We start from the raw sequence: 24,629 nt of genomic DNA on the forward strand, positions 1-24,629 counted from the left end.
ATTCAAATAATTAATTCAGGTAGTGTCAGATGGTTTCGTCGTCAACAAACAGTACGTCGCCTGCCAAAGCTGCTCAGGCAAGTATTCACCACGAATTTATAGAGCGTGCGCTTCCTGCCTGGCTGACCCTGGCGACACCGCAAAGGCTTCGGACGTTAAAAGTGGGCGGTGCAGGTATTCCCGGGTGGATCAGGAACGCTTCCCAAGCCGAACACCTGAGCATGCTCAATGCCCTGGAGGCAAGCTGGTCGTCGCAGAATGATGTCGACAAAATGCTGATGGATTTGCAAGACGTCCGTTCATTTGCCGAGCCAGTGCTGCGTCAGGCGTTAAAGGAAAAATACGGGGTTGAAGATGACGTCAGGGAAACGTTTCTGAAGTTGTACTCCGAGGTAAAGTTGTCTCCGTGGGGCCATAACTTTGATGGCGGTGCGAGCAGTCGTACAGTTTCCTTGCTGGATGCGGCGCTGCACAACTTTTCAAGTGCCGAGGTGTTTTTGTCGGGGTCGGAGTTTATCTCCCGACCCGATGCGCAGGGACACTTTGATATAAAGAAAATTCGAAGCGCTATGTCCATTGAGCAATTCACGGCGCTGTGTCGCGAGTTGGATATTGGCGCCAGGTACAAACACTATTTGGAAAGTTACTTGCGCCCCACCGATGGTCTGGCCCGCGGGGTGTTGCAGCACAGAGTCATAAAAAGCCAGCAAGCCGCGCTGAAAATCGCCCTGCAAATGGCGCTCTTGAGAAAAGACATCGGGGCGCAGGCGTATGTCGTTGTGCAGGGCATGATCAAGGGACTTAAAGGCCTGACCCTGGACGGTATTCCCGTTCGTTACTATCACCTGACGATGCTCGACACGCTCCTGAAAGGCATTGTGCTCATCGCCGCTGATCTCGATGCGCCTTATGGTGCAAACAGGCGAATCATTGCCTATGTGCCGCACGATCCCGAGCATCCGTTGAAAGAGTACCCGTCGCTCGTCGAATTCAGCCGCGAGCTGACTCGCCAGTTACGTGATACCGGCCAGGCGTCGCCCCCTGCACAGCCCTCGTCCGGGCTCAGTTATCAGCAGTTCTTCAGTCGCTTTGTCGACCATCAGCAGCGTGGGCATTTTTTTGCCGCGCTCAATGCTCAACTGGTGCGGGTCACCCAGCACGATAAAGAATGGGGAGTGGACCTGCCCGTATGGCGAGAAACGCCTGAAGAAAACCCACGCCTGCGCTATGGCGTCATGCGGTTCGAGAACGACACCGAGACCCGTTTCAATGGTGACCTGTGGGTTTATCTCTATCAGCAGCAGCAAAACAAAATTCTCAACGACGCCCGGGCGTTGGTCATTTCCACTGCCGATGCTGATCGTACGGAGCGTTGGGCGTGGGTTGAAAATCTGCAAAAAATGCTCTCGGACATCTTCAATGTCGCGTTATTGGTGGTGACCCCCTTCGTGCCTTTTCTGGGTGAATTGATGCTGGCCTATACGGCTTATCAGTTGGTCAGTGAAGTGGTTGAAGGTGTACTCGATCTGTCTGAAGGATTGTATCTGGAGGCCGCTGAACAGCTGATCGGCTTCACCGAAAGCGTGGTTCAACTGGCAGCGTTTGCTGGCGGCATCAAGATTGGCGACCTGGCGTTCTCCAGGCTGTCACCGTTTATCGAAGGGGCAAAGCCGGTCACCCTGGCCACTGGCAAACAACGTCTGTGGGGGCAGAATCTTGAGCCTTACCAGCAAAAGGCACTGGTTCTGGCTGCCGATTCAAAGCCCGACGAATTGTGGCTGCATCAGCACGACGGCAAGCCGATCCTGCGCCTCGATACGTCTCACTTCGAACTCAAAAGCGACCCGCAAACCGGCAAGCACCGGGTGCAGCATCCAACCCGGCCAGATGCCTATCAACCTGTGGTCGAGAGTAACGGGGCGGGGGCATTCGTGATCGAAGGCGAGCAGCCTCAGTCGTGGGATGAGCAAACGCTGATGATGCGGATGGGGCAGCCGCTTGACGGTTTGACCGATTCGTTCGACGACATCCGCACGGTCAGTCGCACCCATGTCGACGCGATGCGCCGGATGTACATCGACAATGAGCCGCCATTGCCCTTATTGAGCGATACCGTTACGCGATTCAGGATTGATCGGGATATTCAGACGTTCATCGATCAGATCAGCAGTGAGCAACCACAGCACTACCTGAAGGCCGATGTACGCACACAGTTGCAACTGCTGGATGGCGTGTGGCCCGGAGAAAGGCCGCTGCAACTTGTCGCGCGCGATGGAAGTGTCACTTGGCAGACAGGCTCCAACGATTCTGTTCCTGTGCGGATAAACGAGGACCGCTTGAACGATGGCGACCTGATTGCAACCTTGCTTTCGCACCTTGATGAAGGTGAAACAAAAACACTGATGGAAGACGTTTTCGGCGCGTCGGTCACGACTACGGGGGCTCATGCAAAAATCCTTCGGGCGGAAATCGCACGGCGTGCCAGCGCCAAGCGAAACTTCATGTTCAATGCTCGTTACAAAGAGCACGAGTTGCGCTGGAGTGCTCAGGTACAAGCGGTTCAGTCCGAAATGCCGGGTCTGCCTGGCGCTGTTGCGCAAGAGTTGCTGGCGGTCGCCACACCCGAGGAACTGCAAATAGTCGCCCAAGGGCGCTTGCCATCGCGACTCAAGGGGCTGGCGCTCTATGCGCGTGAGGAAGTGAGGGTTGCTCGTGCTTATGAGGGGCTTTACCTGGCGTCGGTCGAAAGCTTCGATACCGAAACGCTGGTACTGCATTCGCTTGAGAACCTGCCGGGCTGGCCCTCGGATGTGTCCATTCAAGTCAGGCTGTTCGAGTACGAAGGCGGGGTGCTGGACAGTATCGGTACAGAGCACGCCACGCTTAAACGCACGATAGTCTCGCGAACAGATGGCAGCTTTCAGGCTTACGATGATCAAGGTAATGCCTTGCACGCAGAGACTGACCTCTACTCCTCGATCTTGCAGGCACTCCCGGATGCCGAACTGACCGGTTTGAATGTTCGCAGGAGTGACGTTCAGACACTGAAGCAGGCCGTACGTGATCACGCGGTAAGGCCTGACAGGTTGTCCACGATACTTGCGCAGTTCCCGGTCCCGATACCACCGGCTTTTAATCCCGCTTTGCTTCGTCTGCGTGGAGGTGCATCCAATGGGGGGGCTGTGGAGCCTGAGACGAAGAGGCTCCAGGCGGTTTTTAACAACCTTGTCGATTGGGGATATCCCTCTGACCCCCTGCCGTCTGTAGAAAGCGACTATTTGGATGGCCTGCAGTTAATTTGCGATGAGTTGTCCGAATCGCATCTGAACTCCCTTTACCCGGCATTTGCCGAGGCCATTCAAGCCAATGCCCCCATGACCAGAGCAGTGATAAGGCAAAGTGTCGAACTGTTGCCCGAGCTGAAAAAAATGCTGTCCCCTGAGCAATTCACCGAACTACTGAACAACATGTTCATGGACGGTGAGCCAACGCCCTTGTCGGATTCGCAGCGGGAGCTGGGAATGACTGCTCGTTACCTGAAGAGAACAAAACGTACGGATCAATATGAATCGCTGGCCCTCGCAGCGAAAGCAGGCAACGCTCCGTCGGGCACACTGGCTGATTTGCATAGCTACGTGGAGATGCTGGGCGAGCATATGAGCGCAACCGAGAAGGTCATTGAAGTCTCGTCGCAGACCATGGCCGATTTGAACATGGCACAGCGTGCGATCACCCGCGCCAAGGAGCTTCTCCCTTTGTCCGGCAACCAACTACCGAGCATCTGGGAAAAGGGCGGATCGGCTATCGCTGCACTGAAAAATCTCCGAAAAATCGACTTGGCTACCGGTTTGCCTACGGCCGAGCTCACCACTGCCGAAGCTGCACAGGCCGCTATCAACATCAAGGGCGGGAACTGTTCGGAGAATTCGAAAGTGACGTTCTCGATCCTCGCGAACCAGCCCCGGACATCTGAAATACATATTGTCAAAGCCACCAACTTTGACCATCAGTATGTTGTCATTGGTGACTTGAGCCACCCGGAGCAATTGGTTGCTGCCGATTCCTGGCCAGAGTTTCCCTGTGCCCATCTGACCCGCGAGGGCTACTTCACGTTCGATCCTGAACCGGTGCTGAGCCTGAAGCCTGGCCCTGCCGTCGCCGAGTATGCGTTTATCGACGATGCACCTGCTGGCACTGCCGTTATTCCGCCCCGAGGCTCGGATGATTCGACGCTCAGGGCGATAAAAATTCCCAAGCTGCATCTGAAAGGCGGTTATGCCCAATGGACTTCATTGAAAGAGCTAGGCGCTACCTATGTATCGCCTGATGAGCGAGCGGTTTCTTTCGAGCGACACAGTGCTTCGGTTATCGAGAATCGCCTCGAGACGTTTGAGAGCTACGACAAAGCGGTCTCGTCCCGTTAACGGCCATTCTTGAAGCGTTGTTTGAGCCGGGAGCCAGTTACTGATAACTCGCACTCGGCTTTTTTGCAGGTCGTCATAGTTGAAAGGTGAAGGTGTAACGGCATTTGTCTACACTCCGTTCGAGGCCGCGCCCATCGGTGCGGTAACAAGGAGAAAACTCCATGAAGATGCTGCGTATCCCTTTGTTGATGATCGGTCTGCTGCTCTGTTCCCAAGGCTTTGCCGCCACGGCACAACAGAACAAAATGGCCACCTGCAATGCCGACGCCACCGCGAAAGCCCTCAAGGGTGATGAGCGCAAAGCCTTTATGAGTACCTGCCTGAAAGCCGCGCCGGCAGCAGAGGCGGCCAAACCCATGACCCCTCAACAAGAGAAGATGAAAACCTGCAACGCCACCGCTACCGCACAGGCGCTTAAAGGTGATGCGCGCAAAACCTTCATGAGCGATTGCCTGAAGAAAAAATAAGCTGCGCTCCCCGTGCCCCTCTGTAGGAGCAAGGCTTGCCCGCGATAGGGGCACCGCGGTGGAACTGACAGACCGCGTCATCGTTCATCGCGAGCAAGCTTTGCTCCTACAGTGGTGAAGTCATCCGCTCGCTTCAATGTCGGAAGGCTGGCAGACTGCCAATCCTTTAACGCCGTTTGTTTTGAGGCTGTATGCCAACGTTTTCTCAGCGTCACGTGTTGCTGTTGGTCAGTTGGGTGATCATTTTTGGTGGGCTATTGCTGGTGATACCGCTGCGACTGTTGCCCAGTCTGCTGGCCGGGTTACTGGTGTTCGAACTGGTCAACATGCTCACCCCGCAGTTGCAACGACTGATCGAAGGACGGCGTGCACGCTGGCTGGCCGTGGCCTTGCTTGGCACGCTGGTGGTCAGTGTACTGGCGCTGATTTTTGCCGGTGCTATCAGTTTTCTGCTGCATGAAGCGGAAAACCCCGGGGCTTCCCTGGACAAATTCATGCTGGTGGTCGATAAGGCGCGTGGCCAGTTACCGCCATTCATCGACGCTTACCTGCCCGCCAGCGCCGCTGAATTTCGCGTGGCCATCGGCGAGTGGCTGAGCAAACACCTGAGCGACCTGCAACTAGTCGGCAAAGACGCCGCGCACATGTTCGTCACGTTGCTGATCGGCATGGTGCTGGGGGCGATCATCGCTTTGCAGCGCATCCCTGACCTGACCCAACGCAAACCCCTGGCGGCAGCACTGTTCGACCGTTTGCACCTGCTGGTTCAAGCGTTTCGCAATATCGTCTTTGCGCAGATCAAGATTTCCCTGCTCAACACTTTTTTTACCGGGATCTTCCTGGCAGTGATCCTGCCGCTGTTCGGGATCAAGCTGCCGTTGACCAAAACCCTGATCGTGCTGACCTTCCTGCTGGGCTTGCTGCCGGTGATCGGCAACCTGATGTCCAACACGCTGATCACCATCGTCGGCTTGTCGTTGTCGATCTGGGTTGCGGTGGCGGCGCTGGGTTATCTGATCTTTATCCACAAGCTGGAATACTTTCTCAACGCGCGGATCGTCGGCGGGCAGATCAGTGCCAAGTCCTGGGAGTTGCTGCTGGCAATGCTGGTGTTCGAAGCCGCGTTCGGCCTGCCGGGAGTGGTGGCAGGGCCGATTTATTACGCGTACCTGAAGAGCGAGTTGAAGCTGATCGGGATGGTTTGATCCTGAGTTGATCTACTTGTGGCGAGGGAGCTTGCTCCCGCTGGGCCGCGAAGCGGCCCCTTATCCCGAAAAAGAGGGGACTGCTACGCAGTCCAGCGGGAGCAAGCTCCCTCGCCACAGGGGTTGCGTCAGGCCAGGGTGCCGTAACGCTTCATCGCCTCGATCGCCAGACCGCTGCCGATGCTGCCGAAGATATTCCCTTCAACATGCTGCGCGTTCGGCAGCATCGCCGACACGCTGTTACGCAGCGCCGGAATCCCGCTCGAACCACCGGTAAAGAACACCGTATCCACCTGGTCGACGCGCACATTGGCATCGTTGAGCAATTGGCTCACGCTGTTGCGCACCCGTTCCAGCAGGTTATCGATGGCCGATTCGAATAGCGCCCGGCTCAATTCGACACTCAAACCCGGTTCGATCCGGTCCAGTGGTACGTGGCGACTGTCGGCATGGGTCAGCTGGATCTTGGTTTCTTCCACTTCCATTGCCAGCCAGTGCCCGGCGCGCTGGTCGATCAGCTTGAACAGGCGATCGATACCGCTGGTGTCTTCGATGTCGTAGCGCATGCTGCCCAACGCCAGGGTCGATTTCTGCGAGTACACCGAGTTGATGGTGTGCCAGGTCGCCAGGTTCATGTGGTGGCTGGTGGGCATGTAGGCGCCACTTTTCATCCGGCTGCCGTAGCCGAACAACGGCATCAGGCCCTGGAGGCTCAGTTGCTTGTCGAAATCGGTCCCGCCGATGTGCACGCCGCCGGTGGCGAGGATGTCGTCGTGACGGTTGTCGTGGCCGCGTCGCTCAGGCGACAGGCGCACCAGGGAGAAGTCCGACGTGCCCCCGCCGATGTCGACGATCAGCACCAGCTCTTCCTTTTCGATGGTCGACTCATAGTCGAACGCTGCGGCAATCGGTTCGTACTGGAACGAGACGTCCTTGAAACCGATGGCGCGGGCTACGTCCACAAGGGTGTTTTCGGCTTCCTGGTCGGCCATTTCATCGTCATCGACGAAAAATACCGGACGCCCCAGCACCACTTCTTCGAATTCTCGACCGGCGGCGGTCTCGGCACGCTTCTTCAGCTGGCCGATGAACAGCCCGAGCAGGTCCTTGAACGGCATTGCCGTGCCCAGGACGCTGGTGTCGTGCTTGATCAGCTTGGAGCCCAGCAGGCTTTTGAGCGAGCGCATCAAGCGGCCTTCGTAGCCTTCCAGATACTCGTGCAGCGCCAGCCGGCCGTACACCGGGCGGCGTTCTTCCATGTTGAAGAAGACCACCGACGGCAGGGTGATTTTGTCGTCCTCCAGCGCGATCAGCGTTTCCATGCCAGGGCGCAGCCAGCCGACAGTGGAGTTGGACGTGCCAAAGTCGATACCGCAGGCACGGGCTGGAGATGCGTTTTTCATGTCTTTCAGGTTCCGGTTAAAAAACGGCCGCGCAGTGTATGTCAGAGCGGCGCAGAATCGAAGGCCGACTATCCGCTAAATTCAAGGTCATCGCTCACTTGAAAGACTATCCTTGTTCCCCAAACATACGGACATGGCGTGGCAGCCACCCTGTGATCAAGTGATCCGCCCCGGCTGCCGATAAACTTCAGATGTGCTGCCCGATCAGATTCTTGAGATCGGTCAAGCCTGCGGCAGCCAATCAGTGCATGCTGTGCCTGGCTGCGCGATATCGATAACGGATGGTGATTCCCTCGATGGACTTCAAAGACTATTACAAGATTCTCGGTGTGGAGCCGACCGCTGACGACAAGGCGATCAAGGCCGCCTATCGCAAGCTGGCGCGCAAATACCACCCTGACGTCAGCAAGGAAAAGGACGCCGAGGCCAAGTTCAAGGATGTCTCGGAAGCCTATGAAGCGCTGAAAAGCGCCGACAAGCGCGCCGAATACGATGACTTGCGCAAATACGGCCAGCACGGACAACCGTTCCAGGGCCCGCCGGGTTGGCAGGGCCGTGGTGGTGCGGGTGGTTTTGGCGGCGGTCAGGACAGTGGCGATTTTTCGGACTTCTTCAGTTCGATTTTTGGTAACCGTGGCCCGGGTTTCGGGGGTGGACAGTCTGGTCGCAGTGCCGGTCGTCGAGGGCAAGACGTGGAAATGGAATTACCGGTTTTTCTGGAAGAAACCCTGTCGACCGAATCGAAGAAGGTCAGCTTCCAGGTGCCTCAGTACAACGCGGCCGGCCAGCACGTCAGCAATACCAGCAAAAGCCTGAACGTGAAGATTCCGGCGGGTGTCACCGATGGTGAGCGCATTCGACTCAAGGGCCAGGGCGCACCGGGTGTCGGTGGCGGCGCCAATGGCGACCTGTACCTGACCATTCGTTTTGCGCCGCACCCGAAATACGACGTTGAAGGTGAAAACCTGATCATCACCTTGCCGCTGGCCCCGTGGGAGCTGGCGCTGGGTGCAGAGGTCGCGGTGCCGACCCTGACCGGCAAGATCAACCTGAAAGTTCCAGCCGGCAGCCAGAACGGCCAGCGCATGCGCGCCAAAGGCCACGGCCTGCTGAACAAGGCCGGGCAGCGCGGTTACCTGTTCGTGCAGCTCAAGGCGGTAATGCCCAAACATATCGACGATGACGTCAAAGCGTTGTGGCAGGAGCTGGCGAAGAAAGCCGCTTTCAATCCGCGGGAGCATTTTTGAGTCAAGAGAAGGAGTAGCCAATCATGAGCAACCCCCTGATCGTTCAACTGGACATGGCAGAGTTCTGTGAGGCGACCGATTTACCGGACGTCTACGTGATCGAAATCGTCGAACACGGCATCCTCGAACCTCAGGGCGCGCAGCCCAAGGATTGGCGTTTCAACGACTATGAACTGGCGGTCGCCAAGCGTGCCGCCAAGTTACGGCGTGACCTGGATCTGGAATGGGAAGGCGTCGCCCTGGCGCTCGACCTGCTTGAAGAAGTGCAGCAACTACGCGCCGAGAATCGCATGCTCAGGCAGCGGTTGGGGCGGTTGCTGGTCGAATAGCCCCATCTCGTAGCAGCCTGGTTAGGGGACAAGCCCCGAACCTGTGGCGAGGGGGCTTCTGTGGCGAGGGAGCTTGCTCCCGCGGGTCGGTCCGCGTTCGGGCGTAGCGACCTTAATATCGGCCGCCGCGAGTATTCAGATGGAAAGCGATTGCTGGATTACGACCGCTTCGCGGCCGAGCGGGAGCAAGCTCCCTCGCCACAGTCGTGGTCTTCACTCACGTCCACCACTACAAAACCACCCGCGACACTCTCGGCAACACTACGCTGAACGTCGTGCCCTCGGCCTCGCTGGAGCTGACTTCGATCGTGCCTTGGTGGGCGTCCACCACCTGTTTGACGATGAACAAACCGAGCCCAAGGCTGGTAGAGGGGCCGGTGAGTTCTTCGCTGGCGCTGCGCACCAGTGGGTCGAATATCGTCGGCAGTGCCTCGGCGGGAATCGGCTCGCCATGGTTGTGCATGGTCAGCGTCACCTGATCTTTTTCTCCAATGATTCTCAGCGTCACTGGGTGTCGATTGGCCCCGTGCTGCAAGGCATTACCGACAAGGTTTTGCAGCAGTTGGCTGAGGCGCGTGCGGTCCCAGATACCATGGGTGTCGCCTTCGACGATCAGTTGTGAGTTGCAGTCCGGCTGCCCGGCGCCGGCTTCGTCCAGCGCAGCTTTTGCGGCGGCGGCCAGGTCCATCGGTGCCGGTTCGATCGGCAGGCTGCTGCCCAGCCGGCTACGTACCAGCTCCAGCAAGTCGCTGACCATCGCCGCCATGTGCCGGGCACTGCTCTTGATGCTTGTCACATAGGTCTGGGCGTCGGTGTCCAGTTTGGCCTTGCGTAGCAGCATCTCGGTGGACATGTTCACAGCCTGCAAGGGGGTGCGCAGATCATGGCCCAGAATGGCCAGGAAGATGTCCCGTGAACGATTGACCTGCTCGGCGTACGCTGCGGTGGACTCGGCCAGGGCTTCGTCGATGGCTTCGTTGAAACGGATCATGTCCTGCATGTACACCACGTCCGGCGACTCCAGGCTGTTGACCCACAGGCGAATCACGCTGGCCCGCAAATGCCGGAACTCAGAGGTCATCTGCACCAGATCAAACCCCACGTTATGCCGAAGCTCGCCATGACTGGCCGCGGCCTTGTCCAGGCTTGGTGTTTTTTCCGGGCCTTCGCCCCTGGCCTTGGCCGCTTGTTCGAGGCCGGTCTGGGCGGTCTTCATGTCGCGGGAAGCGGCCAGCAGGATCAATGTGGCGTGGTCGCGCAGGAGCGTCCGGTCCATGGAATCAGGGTCGGGGGCTATGGTTCGGGCGAACAGCTCCCATTCGTCGACGATACGCTCGACGTGAGTCACGATGAATTCGGATAGACGCATGGTCGAAGGCTCCACGCAGTAAGCGCTTGACGGTCTCGCATTTTAGCGCCTTTAAGACCGGGTCAAAACTACCGTTGACGAGCAGAATCAGCCACTGCGGTTGTCGGGGTGGTATTTAATTGTTTTTCAGGTTCTGAAGTTTAATGTTATTGGGCGTTTATGCTGGTTTTACAGCAGTTATTTAATCTTTTGTTATCTGAGGTATTGAATAAGCTGGTCGTTCTTATGAACGCACAGGGACAGTTGCGAAAATGAATGAATCATCAGAAGGATCTGTGTCGGATATTTCTGCCAATAATCCGGCAGGCGACAATCGGTATTTGAGTTACCTGGCAACCAACGTTCCAGCGCTTATAAAAAGCCCTACTCTGTCTAAACGTGTAGCGACGGCAACCCAGGCAGTCGATTTCCCTGAGTGGTACGTCAAGGCAAGCGCCATTGACCGTCAATACCTCAAGGAACTCGGCAACGAGCGCTGGCGATTGCAAGGCAATCTGGATGACACGCTGGGTGATCTGAAAAAGGACATCAACGAGTTCGCAGAGCCCTTGCTCATTCAGGCCCTGCAAGAAAAGCTGAGCCTGGAACTGGATGTGCGGGCCACGACGGTTCGGCTTTACGTGCCAGCCCTGCTGGGGTTTGGCATCGACAACAATGCCAGCCGGCTCAGGGAGTCAACGTTGCTGGAGGCTGCGCTGCATAACTTTGAGGACGCTGAAACCCGTGCCGGCGCCTTTCGCGATGGCTCGGGAATTTTCACCACCGATGCCGAAGGTGAGCTGCAACGTCATTCGTTGACTATCGAAAGTTTTGCGAGCCTTTGTCGGGAGCTGGATCTCGGTGCGCAGTATCAGCGGCACATCACAGGGTTGCTGGCCCCTGCGGCGGCAGGTGCAAAGGCCTCACTTGAGCAACACTTCATCGGGACCGAAAAAGCTGCGTTCAATGAGTCGGCGCTGATTGCATATTTGAAGGGCGATATCACTTCTTATGCGTACGGCAAGTTGCAGAAACTGCGGGACAACCAGACAAACATCACGATGGGCAAGCGCCCGTTACAGTCTCATCGACTGTCCCTTATGGGCGTGAAACTGTCGGGTATCGTGTTGTTCAGTGCCGTGGCAGATCCAACGAAAATCAAAAAGATTTACGACGCCCTGGAGCCGACACATCAACGAATAATGATGGATTGGGCACGCAAACTGCTCATTTTGCCCGGGCAGGAATTTGACCAGTTCAAGTTTCTCAAAGCCTTTTTTGCCAACGGTCCCAGCGGTGCCGTCGATGAGATGCTGCGCCGCGAAGATATCGATAATCAAAGTCGGCTCGACGGTGCCTTGATCGCTTATGTGCCCGACGATCCTGAGCATCCTCTCAAGGAATATAAATCCTTCACCGATTTCATGAAGGAGCTGACGAGCCAGTTGCGCTCCTCGGACTACCAACAATTTTTCAGCCGCTTCGTACCGCAAAAAGACAAAGGACAGTTTTTCACTCGCGTCAAAGAGCGCTTTAGCACCTTCACCTGGCAACAGCGCGAACCGTTGAGCATGGGGCCGTGGTGGCGAGAGACTGCGGTGGAGAACCCCGATGCCGAGCCGGTCACCAACCTGATTGACGGTTTGCTCTGGCCGGCGCTCGGCCGATGGCGGTGCGATAAGGCCATCGCGGATTCGCGGCACATTGCCGTTCCTACTGGCGATGAAGATGCCAACGCCCGTTGGGCGCGATTGAGCAGCTACGTAAGCATCGGCTGGAACGTATTCAACTTCGGCGCGATGCTGGTGCCGGGCCTGGGAGAAGCCATGCTTGGCATCATGATCGGGCAAATGCTGCTTGAAACCATGGAGGGCATCGAAGACTGGAGCAAGGGCGACAAGGACGAAGCGGCGGCATTGTTGACCGGCGTCCTGATCAATGCGGCCCAGTTGGCAATCATGGGAGCAGGGCATGTGTTGCCGACGGGCGCAGCGGCCGCGATCAAGCCTTCGGCATTTGTCGACCAGTTGAAGCCGGTCGTACTCGCTGACGGCACCACCCGCCTCTGGAACCCGGACTTGAGCCCGTATGAGCATCAAGTCAGTTTGAGTTCCGACTCGACGCCCAACGAGCGAGGCCTTCACGCGCACGGCGATAAGGAATTGCTGCCGCGCGACGGCAAATACTTCGCGGTGCAGGACGATCCACTGACCGGCGAGCCAAGGATGCTGCATCCGGACCGGCCCGCAGCTTACCAGCCAAAGCTTGACCACGATGGCGCCGGTACCTGGCACACCGAACTCGACCGCCCTGTCGAGTGGACCTCGGCCGAGCTCATGCGTGGGCTGGGGGCGAAGTCAGAAGCGTTCGATGATGCAATGCTTGAACGCATCCGTATCACCAGTGGTATCGAAGAAGATGTGTTGCGTCGGCTGCATGTCGAAAACGAAGCGCCGCCCGCGTTGCTGGTCGACACCCTCAACCGGTTCAAGGCGTGGTCGGAAACGGGGAAACTGCCTGAGAACGACCAGTCAAACATTGCCGACGCCAGGACGCTTCAGGACACCTTTGCGCAATTGCCTGCCAACATGGCAGACGAGCTGCTGAGCGCCGCTGATCCGGCTGACTTGCGAGTGCTGGCCGAGCAAAGGCGTATTGGCTTGCACCTCAGGCAACAGGCGCGCGCCGCCTCGCTGGAGGTGCGTCTGGCGCGTGCCTATGAAGGGCTGTTCCTTGATTCACTGCAGGCGCCGGATACGGAAAAACTGGCACTGCATAGCCTGGAAAGCTTGCCGAACTGGCCGCAGGAGGTGCGCATCGAGATTCGCGAGCATTCTTTCACTGGCCGTCTGCGCGACAGCATTGGCCCAGAAGAAGCGGATCTGCGCAAAGTCCTGGTCAGCACGGAGAACGGTTATGAAGTGCGGGATGCCGAGGACAACCATCTGCACGGCGCGGATGACCTGTTTTCTTCGGTATTGCATGCCCTGCCTGACGCTGAACGCAAAGCACTGGGTTTTGAAATCAATCAAGGCGCGACACTCAAGCACACCGTTCAAAATGCACCATTGGCGCGTGACCAACTGCGCCCGATGCTGGCGGACAGCCCACTGCGCAAGCCTGCCTATGATCCCGAGACGATGAAGCTGCTCGGTGGAATGCCACTTCCTCAAGGCATTCGACGGCTCACCGGACGCCTGACGTTGCAGGAACGCGTCAGGAGCGTGCGGCCGGGCTGGACGGAGGAGCAAGCCCAGGCTTATCTGGACGGTGCAGGCGACGAGGCTGACCCGGAGCTGCGGGCCAGCGCGCTGGAAGCGGAATTCAACCGCCTCAATACCAACTTCCAGCGCTGGCTGAATTCGCCGACCGAAGCGTACAGGTTCAGCCCTGCCGGCGTTGCCGAATGGCAGTCAAGAAACTCACTTTACAAGGCCATTCGTCAGTGCTGGCAGCAAACCGGGCCCAGGGATGTGGACACTTTAGAGAATCTGGGGACATTGCTTGACCTCTCAAATATGCCCATGGGTCGACACTTGGGAACCATGCCCCCTCTGGAAGCCGATTTTCAGCACGTGACCAGCCTGAACTTGCTGGGCACTGAGATGACCGACGCACACGTCACCTTTCTTGATCATTTTCCGCGCCTGCGTTCGCTGAATCTCACCCGCAACCGGCTCACGCAATTTCCTCCTTCGGTGGGACGAATGGTAGGGCTGACGGAGTTGTTCCTCGGCGATAACCGGATAGTGCTGGATGCGCAGGGCGCTACGTATTTGAGATGGCTTACCCGGCTTCAAAGTCTGGATCTTCAGGGAAACCCGTTGGGTCGAGTGCCGGATATCGGCGGCATGCGCCTGCTGCATACGGTATTGCTGGGTGAGACGGGTATTGATACCTGGCCGGACGGATTGTTTTCTCAATCCCGATTCCGGCATTTTTACTTGAATCTTCAGCGCAATGAACTGACGGTCATCCCTCGGGCTACGCCCGGCTCTGTCGGGGCGGAGATGTTGGCTCGGACGGTAGTGAGCCGGGAACGGCAGTGGATGTCGGCCGATACTCTGAACACGCTCAGAAACTACATCAGGTCCGTCGGCCTGGACCCCGATCGTCCGTATCCGCCTCGTGGTGTGCGCGACAGCCTTGATTGGGAGGCAGGCCTGACGCGACGAGATTGGGTCGCCAAACAGGAGATATGGAACAGCGTGGAGGACGAATTCGGTTCGGAGCCTTTTTTCAATAAGATCAGGAAGCTCACTGAGTCCAGCCATTTCCAGAACGACAACGCATTCAGAGTGGACATGACGAGCAAGGTCTGGCGAATGCTGGATGCGATGTCCAAGGACAGTGAGTTGCGGCGCAACCTTTTTGTCATGGGCAGGGACGAGGCTACCAACTGTGTGGATGCCGGGGCCCAGTTGTTCAATTCAATGGGTGTGGAGGTGCTGATCCACGAAGCTTATGCGCTGGGGAGTCCAAGCCTGGTGGAGGCTGAACTGGTGCAGCTTGCCAGAGGCAAATCCCGTCTGGATGAGTTGAGCCGGATTGCCCACCAAGTGGTCGCCAAACGACTGGCGGGCGGTGAACGATACATGGTGATCGATGCCAATGGCGATGTTTCGGGGAGCATCGATGAGGTCCAGGTACATCTGGGCTACATGACGGACCTGGCCGAGCGACTGGATCTGCCTTGGCAATCCCGTGATCTGCAGTTCCGCACGCACACGGGCGTCACGTCTGAGATGATCGAAGATGCCTATCGGCGGGTATTGGATCTGGAGGCCGGCGATTTGCTGCGTGATTCCATCGTTGAACAGCCATTTTGGGCGTCTTACGTCCAGGGCTCGAATCGTCGCGCGTTCAAGGTGTTCAGGCGTCGAATCGATGCAACGACGGAGTTTTTCATGGCGCTTGATAAGCGCGCGACCGAACAGGATCTTTCGCTTGAGGCAAAGGCCGGCCTGAAAGAGGAGCTGAGGGTACTCGCCGCAGAGCTGGGCAAACCGGAAAGCGGGATTGCCCCAGGACAGATCATGACTCACGAGGCCTATTCCGCCGAGCTGGACTTGATCTATAACGAAATGAAGACACTGCTCAAAACCCTGACCCAACAGGCGATGGATCGGGCGAAGCTGTAAAGGGTGGAGATACCCTTTACGGTTGAACCGAGCAACTGATTGACCTGACATTACAGCCATCCCGGCACGAAGATTGACGCCCTTCGTGCCGGGTTTTTTATGCCTGACTGGAAATCAAAACAGAAAATACCGCTGGGCCATCGGCAACACATCCGCCGGTTCGCACCACAGCAGTACGCCGTCAGCCTTGACCTGATAGGTCTGCGGATCGACGTCGATCTTCGGCAGGTAATCGTTGTGGATCAGATCAGTTTTCTGTACCTCGCGGCACCCTTTGACCACTGCGATTTTCTTCTTTAAACCCAGCGCCTCAGGCAGACCTGCCTCCTGCGCAGCCTGGCTGATAAACGTCAGGCTGGTGGCATGTAGCGAGCCGCCGTAGCTGGCAAACATCGGGCGGTAATGCACCGGTTGCGGCGTCGGAATCGAAGCGTTGGCGTCACCCATCAGACTGGCCGCAATCGCGCCGCCCTTGAGGATCAGCGTCGGTTTGACCCCGAAAAATGCCGGGCGCCAGAGCACCAGGTCGGCCCATTTACCCACTTCGATCGAGCCCACTTCATGGCTGATGCCGTGAGTGATGGCCGGGTTGATGGTGTACTTGGCGATGTAGCGTTTGACACGGAAGTTATCGTTGCCCTCGCCATCACCTGCCAGTGCGCCACGCTGTTTTTTCATCTTGTCGGCGGTCTGCCAGGTGCGGGTGATGACTTCACCGACGCGGCCCATGGCCTGGCTGTCGGAGCTGATCATCGAGAATGCGCCGAGGTCGTGAAGGATGTCTTCGGCTGCAATCGTCTCGCGGCGGATACGGCTTTCGGCGAAGGCCACGTCCTCGGCAATGCTCGGGTCCAGGTGGTGACAGACCATCAGCATGTCGAGGTGTTCGTCGATGGTGTTGCGGGTGAATGGCCGGGTCGGGTTGGTCGAGCTCGGCAGCACGTTGGCGAAACCGCAGGCCTTGATGATGTCCGGCGCGTGGCCGCCACCGGCCCCTTCGGTGTGGTAGGTGTGGATGGTCCGGCCCTTGAAGGCGGCGAGGGTGGTTTCGACGAAGCCGGATTCGTTGAGGGTGTCGGTGTGGATCGCCACCTGTACGTCGAACTGGTCGGCGACGTTCAGGCAGTTGTCGATGCTCGCCGGCGTGGTGCCCCAGTCCTCGTGCAGCTTGAGGCCGATAGCCCCGGCCTTGACCTGTTCGATCAGCGGCTCCGGCAGGCTGGCGTTGCCCTTGCCCGTGAGGCCGATGTTCATCGGGAAGGCATCCGCCGCTTGTAGCATCCGCGCCAAGTGCCAAGGGCCGGAGGTGCAGGTGGTGGCGTTGGTGCCCGTCGCCGGTCCCGTACCGCCGCCGATCATGGTGGTGACGCCGCTCATCAATGCTTCTTCGATCTGCTGCGGGCAGATGAAGTGGATGTGCGTGTCGACACCGCCCGCCGTGAGGATCATCCCCTCGCCGGCGATCACTTCGGTGCTGGCGCCGACCGCGATGGTGACGTTCGGCTGGACGTCCGGGTTACCGGCTTTGCCGATGGCCGCAATGCGCCCATCCTTGAGGCCGACGTCGGCTTTGACGATGCCCCAATGGTCGATGATCAGCGCGTTGGTGATCAGCGTGTCGACCACTTCCGCCGCCAGTAACTGGCTCTGACCCTGGCCATCGCGGATCACTTTGCCGCCGCCGAACTTCACTTCTTCACCGTAGGTGGTGAAGTCTTTTTCGACTTCGATCCACAGCTCGGTGTCGGCCAGGCGAACCTTGTCACCGACGGTGGGGCCGAACATGTCGGCGTAGGCTTGTCTTGAAATCTTCATGCGCATGCCTTGGGATTCAATTGGGTTTGGGACCGCTCGCGTAGCTCGCTATCGCAGCCTCGCGCTGCTCGACAGCTCCTACGGGTGTTCACGCAACTTTCTGGCTGCTCTCGGCCCCTGTAGGAGCTGTCGAGCAACGCGAGGCCGCGATCTTTTGGGCGCTCCGCAGATGTTAGTCGAGGTCGCCCATGATCCTGCCGGCGAACCCGAACACCCGGCGATGCCCGGCCAAGTCCACCAGCTCGACCTCGCGGCTCTGTCCCGGTTCGAAGCGCACGGCGGTGCCGGCCGGGATGTTCAGGCGCATGCCACGGCTGGCGGCGCGGTCGAACGTCAGGGCGTCGTTGGTTTCGAAAAAGTGGTAGTGCGAACCGACCTGAATCGGCCGGTCGCCGCTGTTGGCCACGGTCAGGCTCAGGGTGCGACGGCCAGCGTTGAGCTCGATGTCGCCTTGCTTGATCTGATATTCGCCAGGAATCATTCGGGTTGTCCCAGAGTCTTGTAGTAGATGGCGGTCGGGGTGTAGCGACCGTCCGGGCTTTGGCAGTAGTTGGGCAACTCGCCGACACGGATGTAGCCCAGGGACTGATAGAACGCTTCGGCCGCTGAGCCGGCTTCGGTGTCGAGGTACAGCAGGCCACGTTTGTGCTGGCGCGCAGCAAGCTCCACAGCATTCATCAGTTGTTGCGCCAGGCCGCGTCGCCGCGTGTCATGGCGCACCTGCAGCTTTTGCACTTCGGCGCGATTGCGGCCGTTGGCTTTCTGGCACAGGGCCAGTTGCACGCTGGCCAGGACCTTTTCATCGTGAACCACTACCCACAGCAACAGACTGCCGTCCTCGAGCCCGGCCTGGACACTGTTGATGTAGGCGCGGGCCTGGGCATCATCAAGGTCGGCCATGAAGCCGATCGAGGCGCCGTGCTGCACGGCGTCAAACAGCAAATCGATCAAGCCCTGACGGTAGTGCGCAAAGCTTTCGGTGTTCACGCGTCGCAGTTGGGCAGTGTTCATGACATATCACTCCTTGTTGGCGACGGGCGGCTCCGCGCCCGGATTGAGGATCAGCTGCATGAAGGTCAGGTCGAGCCAACGGCCGAACTTGGTACCGACTTGCGGCATGTGCCCGGTGGTGATGAAACCGACCCGTTCGTGCAGGCGAATCGAGGCGGCGTTAGCGCTTTCGATGGCGGCGACCATCACGTGTTTATTGCAGTCCCTGGCGCGTTCGATCAGTACTTCCATCAGCTGTGGGCCGAGGCCGTTGCCGCGCTGATCGCTGCGCACGTACACCGAATGTTCGACGGTATGGCGGAAACCGTCGAACGGCCGCCAGTCGCCGAATGAGGCATAACCGAGCACGCTGTTGTCGGCGTCGACAATCACCAGAACAGGGTAGCCCTGGGATTGCCGGGTGCTGAACCAGGCCTGGCGGTTAGCGAGGTCGACGGCTTGTTCGTTCCAGATCGCGGTCGTATTGAGGACAGCGTCGTTGTAGATGTCGCGGATCGCCGGCAGGTCGGCGTATACGGCATCACGAATGTGATAAGTCATGGCGCAGCCTCAGACGATGGGTTGGTGGACGGTGACCAGTTTGGTGCCGTCGGGAAAGGTCGCCTCGACCTGGATCTCCGGGATCATTTCCGGGATGCCTTCCATCACTTGCTCGCGGTTCAGCAGGGTGGTGCCGTAGTGCATCAGTTCGGCGACCGTCTGGCCGTCACGCGCGCCTTCGAGCAGCGCCGCGGAGATGTAGGCCATCGCTTCCGGGTAATTGAGTTTCACGCCACGGGCCAAACGCCGCTCAGCGACCAGGCCGGCGGTGAAGATCAGCAGCTTGTCTTTTTCGCGTGGGGTCAGGTCCATCGTTAAAAATCCGTATTGGGCAGTTAAAAATTCACTCGATCTGTAGGAGCAAGGCTTGCCCGCGATGAACGATTACGCGGTCTTCCAGTCGAACCGCGCGGCCCCCATCGCGGGCAAGCCTTGCTCCTACAGGTATGTGTGTTCAGGTGCTCCAGATTCTGGGGGGGACTGCTTCGCGGCCGAGCAGGGCCGGGCGCAGCAACTTCCACAAATCAATCAGCCAACCTCGCGCCAACAGCGCTTCACTGGCCAGGCAACGGGCGACTAACAGCCCCGGCAGTTGCGTCAGATCCCCGCGCACGTCATTGGGCAGCGAGCGACAGGTCTCCAGTAAATCGCTATCGATTTCACCCGTCACCAGCAACGTCGCAAACACCGGCTGGCCATCCAGCCCTATCGGCGAATCAAGCAAGCCGTCATTCCCGACAATGCGCTGGCGTTCGTGCCAGAGCAACTGGCCGTCGCGGCGGATTTCCAGCTGTGACTGAAAGTGCCCGAGCTCGAAACGTTCGCCGCTGGCGGGGCGACCCAGCGCCACCACGTCCCAATAGAACAGCCGGGCGTCACCTTGCAGTTCAATCGAAGTGCTGAGCTCAGCCTGGGCGGCGCTGAACACGATGGTTTCCTGCGGCAGCCATTCCAGCGTGGCACCGGCGGCGACGTTCAAGTCGAGCCGTTGATAGGCTGGCCCGGCAGCGCGATACCACTTGGCGGCACCGGGGCTGGTCAACTGTGCCCAGGCGTCAGCACCGACGCAGGCCGTAATGTCCAGCCGATCACCACCGGCAATGCCGCCGGGCGGGTGAACGATGATGTGCTGGCACACCTCGGGGCCTTCGGCGTACAGGTGTTTTTGCACCCGCAGCGGGCCTTTGTGGCGACGCAGGACCGGGCGCGTGCTGTCGCCGAAGCGGGCGTAGCCGAGCTCCAGCTCGGCGTGCCAACTGGGCGTGAACAGTGCGTTTTGCGCAAGAGCAGTCATATATTTTTAGTTATCGTCAGGACGCTACAGACTAGATCGTAACCAGCCCGCGCACACCCTCGGCTTCCATATTTTCTCCGCGTCCTTGCTGGACGATCTCGCCCCGGGACATCACCAGGTACTGATCGGCCAGCTCGGCGGCGAAGTCGTAGAACTGCTCGACCAGCAGGATCGCCATGTCACCTCGTGCGGCGAGCTTTTTGATCACCGCGCCAATCTCCTTGATCACCGACGGTTGAATGCCTTCGGTAGGTTCGTCGAGGATCAGCAAGCGTGGCCGACTGGCCAGTGCGCGACCGATGGCCAATTGTTGTTGCTGGCCGCCCGACAAGTCGCCACCGCGGCGTTGCTTCATTTGCAGCAAGACCGGGAACAGCTCATAGATGAAGGCCGGGACTTCCCTGGCCTCGGAGCCCGGGAAGCGCGACAGGCCCATCAGCAGGTTTTCTTCCACGGTCAGCCGCCCGAAAATCTCCCGGCCTTGCGGCACGTAAGCGATGCCGGCATGAACCCGTTGATGTGGCTTGAACGAGGTGATCGGTTTACCTTCCCAATTCACCGCGCCTTCCTTGGCTGGCAACAGACCCATCAGGCATTTGAGCAGGGTCGTCTTGCCGACACCGTTGCGTCCGAGCAGGCAGGTGACTTCACCGACTTTCACCTCAAAGCTCAGGCCCCGCAGGATGTGGCTACCGCCGTAGTACTGGTGCAGCTTGTCGACGTGCAACATGTTCAAATTCCTTGTGGTTCACACCGTCCCCTGTAGGAGCAAGGCTTGCCCGCGATCGGCTGCGAAGCAGTCGTAGAATCTCAGATCGTATTGAAGGTCCTGCGGACCTTATCGCGGGCAAGCCTTGCTCCTACAAGGACAAATTACCTACCGAGATACACCTCGATCACCCGCTCGTTGTCCTGCACCTGTGCAAGCGACCCTTCGGCCAGCACGCTGCCCTGGTGCAGCACCGTGACGTGGTCGGCAATCGAACCGACGAAGCCCATGTCGTGCTCCACCACCATCAGCGAATGCTTGCCGGCCAGGCTTTTGAACAGCTCGGCGGTGAATTCGGTTTCGGCGTCGGTCATGCCCGCCACCGGTTCATCGAGCAGCAACAGTTGCGGGTCTTGCATCAGCAACATGCCGATCTCCAGAAACTGCTTCTGCCCGTGCGACAGCAGGCCGGCCGGGCGATTGACCGAGGTGGTCAGGCGAATGGTCTCCAGCACCTCGCAGATGCGATCTTTTTGTTCACCACTCAGACGAGCCCGTAGGCTGGCCCATACCGACTTGTCGGTTTTCTGCGCCAGTTCAAGGTTTTCAAACACGCTCAAGGCTTCGAACACCGTCGGCTTCTGGAACTTGCGGCCGATCCCGGCCTGGGCGATCTGCACTTCGCTCATCCGTGTCAGGTCCAGGGTTTCACCAAACCAGGCGTTGCCGTGACTGGGCCGGGTCTTGCCGGTGATCACGTCCATCAGCGTGGTTTTGCCGGCGCCGTTGGGGCCGATGATGCAGCGCAGTTCGCCGACACCGATGTACAGGTTCAAGGCGTTGAGTGCCTTGAAACCATCGAAGCTGACGCTGATGTCCTCAAGGGTGAGGATGGTGCCGTGGAGGGTGTTCAGGCCTTTTTCGACACGTTGCCCCAGACCGATGGCGTCGCGGCTGCTGCCGGCGTCCTTGTTGGGCTCCGGTGGAAAAAAGACCGGTTCAAGCATGAATTCTGCTGTCGCAGTGATTCTCATTGGTCACCTCTTTTTTTCAGCAAACCGATCACGCCTTTGGGCAGGTACAAGGTCACGACGATGAACAGCGCGCCGAGGAAAAACAGCCAATATTCGGGAAAGGCCACGGTGAACCAGCTCTTCATGCCATTGACTACACCCGCGCCGAGCAGCGGCCCGATCAGCGTGCCGCGCCCGCCGAGTGCGACCCACACGGCGGCTTCGATGGAGTTGGTCGGCGACATTTCGCTGGGGTTGATGATCCCCACTTGCGGCACATACAGCGCACCGGCCAGACCGCACAACACAGCGCTCAAGACCCAGACAAACAGCTTGAAACCGCGAGGGTCGTAGCCGCAGAACATCAGGCGGTTTTCCGCATCACGCAGGGCTGTCAGTACCCGGCCGAACTTGCTTTGTGCCAGGCGCCAACCGATGAACAGACTGGCCACCAACAGCAGCACCGTGGCGACGAACAGCACCGCGCGCGTGCCCGGCTCAGTGATGCCGAAGCCGAGGATCGTGCGGAAATTGGTGAAGCCGTTATTGCCGCCAAACCCGGTCTCGTTGCGAAAAAACAGCAGCATCCCGGCGAAGGTCAGGGCCTGGGTCATGATCGAGAAGTACACGCCCTTGATCCGCGAACGGAAGGCGAAGAAGCCGAACACCAGCGCCAGCAAACCCGGCGCCAGCACCACCAGGCACATGGCCCAGATAAAGCTGCTGGTGCCGGTCCAGTACCACGGTAGTTCGGTCCACGAGAGGAAGGTCATGAATGCCGGCAGGCCATCGCCCGATGCCTGGCGCATCAGGTACATGCCCATGGCATAGCCGCCGAGGGCGAAGAACAGGCCATGACCCAGGGACAGCAAACCGGCGTAACCCCAGACCAGATCCAGCGCCAGGGCGACGATGGCGTAGCAAAGGATCTTGCCCGCCAGCGTCAGTGTGTAGGCCGAGACGTGAAAGGTGCTGTCGGCAGGCAGCAATGACAGCAGCGGCAGCGCCAGCAACAGCGCGAGAATCACCGCGCCCACTGCGATCGTGACTTTGGGGCCGGCCTTTTGCGTGGCCGTGAGCATCAGGGGCTGGTTCATCAGTCGATTACCCGTCCTTTGAGTGCGAAGAGTCCTTGCGGGCGTTTCTGAATGAACAGAATGATCAGCGCGAGGATCAGGATCTTGCCGAGTACGGCGCCGATTTGTGGTTCAAGAATCTTGTTGGCAATCCCCAGGCCGAACGCAGCGAGCACACTGCCGGCCAACTGACCAACGCCGCCGAGCACCACCACCAGGAACGAGTCGATGATGTAGCTCTGGCCGAGGTCCGGGCCGACGTTGCCGACCTGACTCAGGGCCACGCCGCCAAGCCCGGCGATGCCCGAACCGAGGCCGAAGGCGAGCATGTCGACACGCCCGGTGGGTACGCCGCAGCAGGCGGCCATGTTGCGGTTCTGGGTGACTGCGCGCACGTTCAGACCGAGGCGGGTCTTGTTCAGCAGCAGCCACGTCAGCACCACCACAAACAGCGCGAACGCGATGATCACGATGCGGTTGTATGGCAGCACCAGATTAGGCAGTACCTGAATCCCGCCCGAGAGCCAGGCCGGGTTCGCCACTTCGACGTTCTGCGCACCGAACAACAAACGCACCAGCTGTATCAACATCAGGCTGATGCCCCAGGTGGCGAGCAGGGTTTCCAGTGGCCGCCCGTAAAGGTGGCGAATCACCGTGCGCTCCAGCGCCATACCGATGCCGGCGGTGACAAAAAATGCCACCGGCAAAGCGATCAGCGGATAGAACTCGATCGCTTGCGGGGCGAAGCGCTGGAACAGCAACTGCACCACGTAAGTGGAGTAAGCCCCGAGCATCAGCATCTCGCCGTGGGCCATGTTGATCACCCCAAGCAGGCCGAAAGTGATCGCCAGGCCGAGGGCCGCCAGCAGCAGAATCGAGCCCAGCGACATGCCACTGAAGGCCTGGCCGAGGAGCTCACCGATCAGCAGTTTGCGTTTGACTTGCGCCAGGCTGGTTTCGGCGGCCGTGTGCACCGTGGCGTCGGCTTCGACGCCGGGTTGGAGCAAACCTTCGAGACGGGTACGGGCCAGCGGGTCGCCGGTTTCACCCAGAAGACGCACTGCGGCGAGGCGCACGACCGGGTCGGCGTCTACCAGTTGCAGGTTGGCCAACGCCAGGCTCAGGGCGGCGTGAACGCTCGGGTCTTTTTCGCCAGCCAGTTGCTGGTCGAGGAATTTCAGTTGCGCTGGTTTGGCGCTTTTTTGCAGTTGTTGTGCGGCGCTCAAACGCACTTTGGTGTCAGCGGCGAGCAGTTGGTGGCTGGCCAGTGCGGTGTCGATCAAGCCCCGCAGACGATTGTTCAGGCGCAGGATCCTGACTTCGCCGTCGACGCTCAGTTGTCCTTGTTGCAGGGCGTTGATCAGTTCGATGCGGGCCGGGTCGGGTTGCGCGGCCCAGGTTTCCAACAGCTTGGCTTGCTGCACCGGATTGGCCGCAACAAAGTCTTCGGCGTCCCCGGCATAGGCGACCATTGGCAATAGTACAAAAGCAATAGCGAGAAACAGGCGATAAAGGGACATGGCTACGTCCTGAAAGGCGACGGCTGACCCCGTAGGAGCAAAGCTTGCTCGCGATGGCGGTGTGTCTGACGAACCGCCATCGCGAGC

Annotated in this window: 18 protein-coding genes; 6 read left to right on the top strand and 12 right to left on the bottom strand. The window is 58.9% G+C overall.

All coding sequences use genetic code 11. From position 1 onward, the window contains the following. The first annotated feature begins 29 nt into the window (after positions 1-29). From AABM55_RS02910 to AABM55_RS02920, 3 genes are all read left to right on the top strand, one after another. A complete protein-coding gene (locus tag AABM55_RS02910) occupies positions 30-4,424 on the top strand; it encodes a DUF6543 domain-containing protein (protein WP_347928772.1) in 4,395 nt (1,464 codons plus the stop codon). Between the two features lie 161 nt (positions 4,425-4,585). Further along, the gene (locus AABM55_RS02915) at positions 4,586-4,891 is read left to right on the top strand and encodes a PsiF family protein (protein ID WP_019693799.1); all 306 of its coding nucleotides are present in this window, start codon (positions 4,586-4,588) and stop codon (positions 4,889-4,891) included. 191 nt (positions 4,892-5,082) lie between these two features. Further along, entirely contained in the window at positions 5,083-6,096 is a 1,014-nt protein-coding gene (locus AABM55_RS02920; RefSeq protein WP_054595406.1) for an AI-2E family transporter, read from the top strand. A 128-nt stretch (positions 6,097-6,224) separates the two neighbouring features. On the opposite strand, the gene AABM55_RS02925 is transcribed toward AABM55_RS02920, so the two are convergent. After that, a complete protein-coding gene (locus tag AABM55_RS02925; protein WP_347928773.1) occupies positions 6,225-7,499 on the bottom strand; it encodes an Hsp70 family protein in 1,275 nt (424 codons plus the stop codon). Positions 7,500-7,795: 296 nt separating this feature from the next. Between AABM55_RS02925 and AABM55_RS02930 the strand changes: the two genes are divergently transcribed. Next, a complete protein-coding gene (locus AABM55_RS02930) occupies positions 7,796-8,746 on the top strand; it encodes a DnaJ C-terminal domain-containing protein (RefSeq protein WP_054598224.1) in 951 nt (316 codons plus the stop codon). Positions 8,747-8,769: 23 nt separating this feature from the next. Beyond that, positions 8,770-9,075, top strand: a complete 306-nt coding sequence (locus tag AABM55_RS02935) for a chaperone modulator CbpM (protein WP_103317015.1) — start codon at positions 8,770-8,772, stop codon at positions 9,073-9,075. A 229-nt stretch (positions 9,076-9,304) separates the two neighbouring features. On the opposite strand, the gene AABM55_RS02940 is transcribed toward AABM55_RS02935, so the two are convergent. Further along, on the bottom strand, positions 9,305-10,444 hold the full coding sequence (locus tag AABM55_RS02940) for a sensor histidine kinase KdpD (RefSeq protein ID WP_103317014.1): 1,140 nt from the start codon (positions 10,442-10,444) through the stop codon (positions 9,305-9,307). A gap of 251 nt (positions 10,445-10,695) precedes the next feature. Between AABM55_RS02940 and AABM55_RS02945 the strand changes: the two genes are divergently transcribed. Continuing rightward, positions 10,696-15,564: a DUF6543 domain-containing protein gene (locus tag AABM55_RS02945; protein WP_347928774.1), complete on the top strand. Its 4,869-nt coding sequence runs from the start codon at positions 10,696-10,698 to the stop codon at positions 15,562-15,564. 114 nt (positions 15,565-15,678) lie between these two features. On the opposite strand, the gene ureC is transcribed toward AABM55_RS02945, so the two are convergent. From ureC to urtB, 10 genes are all read right to left on the bottom strand, one after another. Beyond that, a complete protein-coding gene (ureC, locus tag AABM55_RS02950) occupies positions 15,679-17,379 on the bottom strand; it encodes an urease subunit alpha (protein WP_347928775.1) in 1,701 nt (566 codons plus the stop codon). Positions 17,380-17,551: 172 nt separating this feature from the next. Beyond that, positions 17,552-17,860: an urease subunit beta gene (locus tag AABM55_RS02955; protein ID WP_019693790.1), complete on the bottom strand. Its 309-nt coding sequence runs from the start codon at positions 17,858-17,860 to the stop codon at positions 17,552-17,554. Further along, positions 17,857-18,390, bottom strand: coding sequence for a GNAT family N-acetyltransferase (locus AABM55_RS02960; RefSeq protein WP_347928776.1), 534 nt, complete (start codon positions 18,388-18,390; stop codon positions 17,857-17,859). The genes AABM55_RS02955 and AABM55_RS02960 overlap by 4 nt, the downstream gene beginning before the upstream one ends. Positions 18,391-18,396: 6 nt before the next feature. Beyond that, positions 18,397-18,930: an N-acetyltransferase family protein gene (locus AABM55_RS02965; RefSeq protein ID WP_347928777.1), complete on the bottom strand. Its 534-nt coding sequence runs from the start codon at positions 18,928-18,930 to the stop codon at positions 18,397-18,399. A 9-nt stretch (positions 18,931-18,939) separates the two neighbouring features. Next, positions 18,940-19,242, bottom strand: coding sequence for an urease subunit gamma (gene ureA / locus AABM55_RS02970; RefSeq protein ID WP_019693787.1), 303 nt, complete (start codon positions 19,240-19,242; stop codon positions 18,940-18,942). 142 nt (positions 19,243-19,384) lie between these two features. Beyond that, the gene (locus tag AABM55_RS02975) at positions 19,385-20,224 is read right to left on the bottom strand and encodes an urease accessory protein UreD (RefSeq protein ID WP_347928778.1); all 840 of its coding nucleotides are present in this window, start codon (positions 20,222-20,224) and stop codon (positions 19,385-19,387) included. 31 nt (positions 20,225-20,255) lie between these two features. Next, the gene (gene urtE / locus AABM55_RS02980) at positions 20,256-20,954 is read right to left on the bottom strand and encodes an urea ABC transporter ATP-binding subunit UrtE (protein WP_054595415.1); all 699 of its coding nucleotides are present in this window, start codon (positions 20,952-20,954) and stop codon (positions 20,256-20,258) included. Between the two features lie 143 nt (positions 20,955-21,097). After that, a complete protein-coding gene (gene urtD / locus AABM55_RS02985; protein ID WP_173859976.1) occupies positions 21,098-21,940 on the bottom strand; it encodes an urea ABC transporter ATP-binding protein UrtD in 843 nt (280 codons plus the stop codon). Positions 21,941-21,963: 23 nt separating this feature from the next. After that, complete coding sequence (gene urtC, locus AABM55_RS02990) at positions 21,964-23,043, bottom strand: urea ABC transporter permease subunit UrtC (RefSeq protein WP_347928779.1); 1,080 nt, start codon at positions 23,041-23,043, stop codon at positions 21,964-21,966. Next, positions 23,043-24,542, bottom strand: coding sequence for an urea ABC transporter permease subunit UrtB (gene urtB / locus AABM55_RS02995; protein ID WP_347928780.1), 1,500 nt, complete (start codon positions 24,540-24,542; stop codon positions 23,043-23,045). The genes urtC and urtB overlap by 1 nt, the downstream gene beginning before the upstream one ends. Positions 24,543-24,629: the final 87 nt, after the last annotated feature.

It is taken from the genome of Pseudomonas helvetica, from assembly GCF_039908645.1.
GTDB lineage: Bacteria > Pseudomonadota > Gammaproteobacteria > Pseudomonadales > Pseudomonadaceae > Aquipseudomonas > Aquipseudomonas helvetica.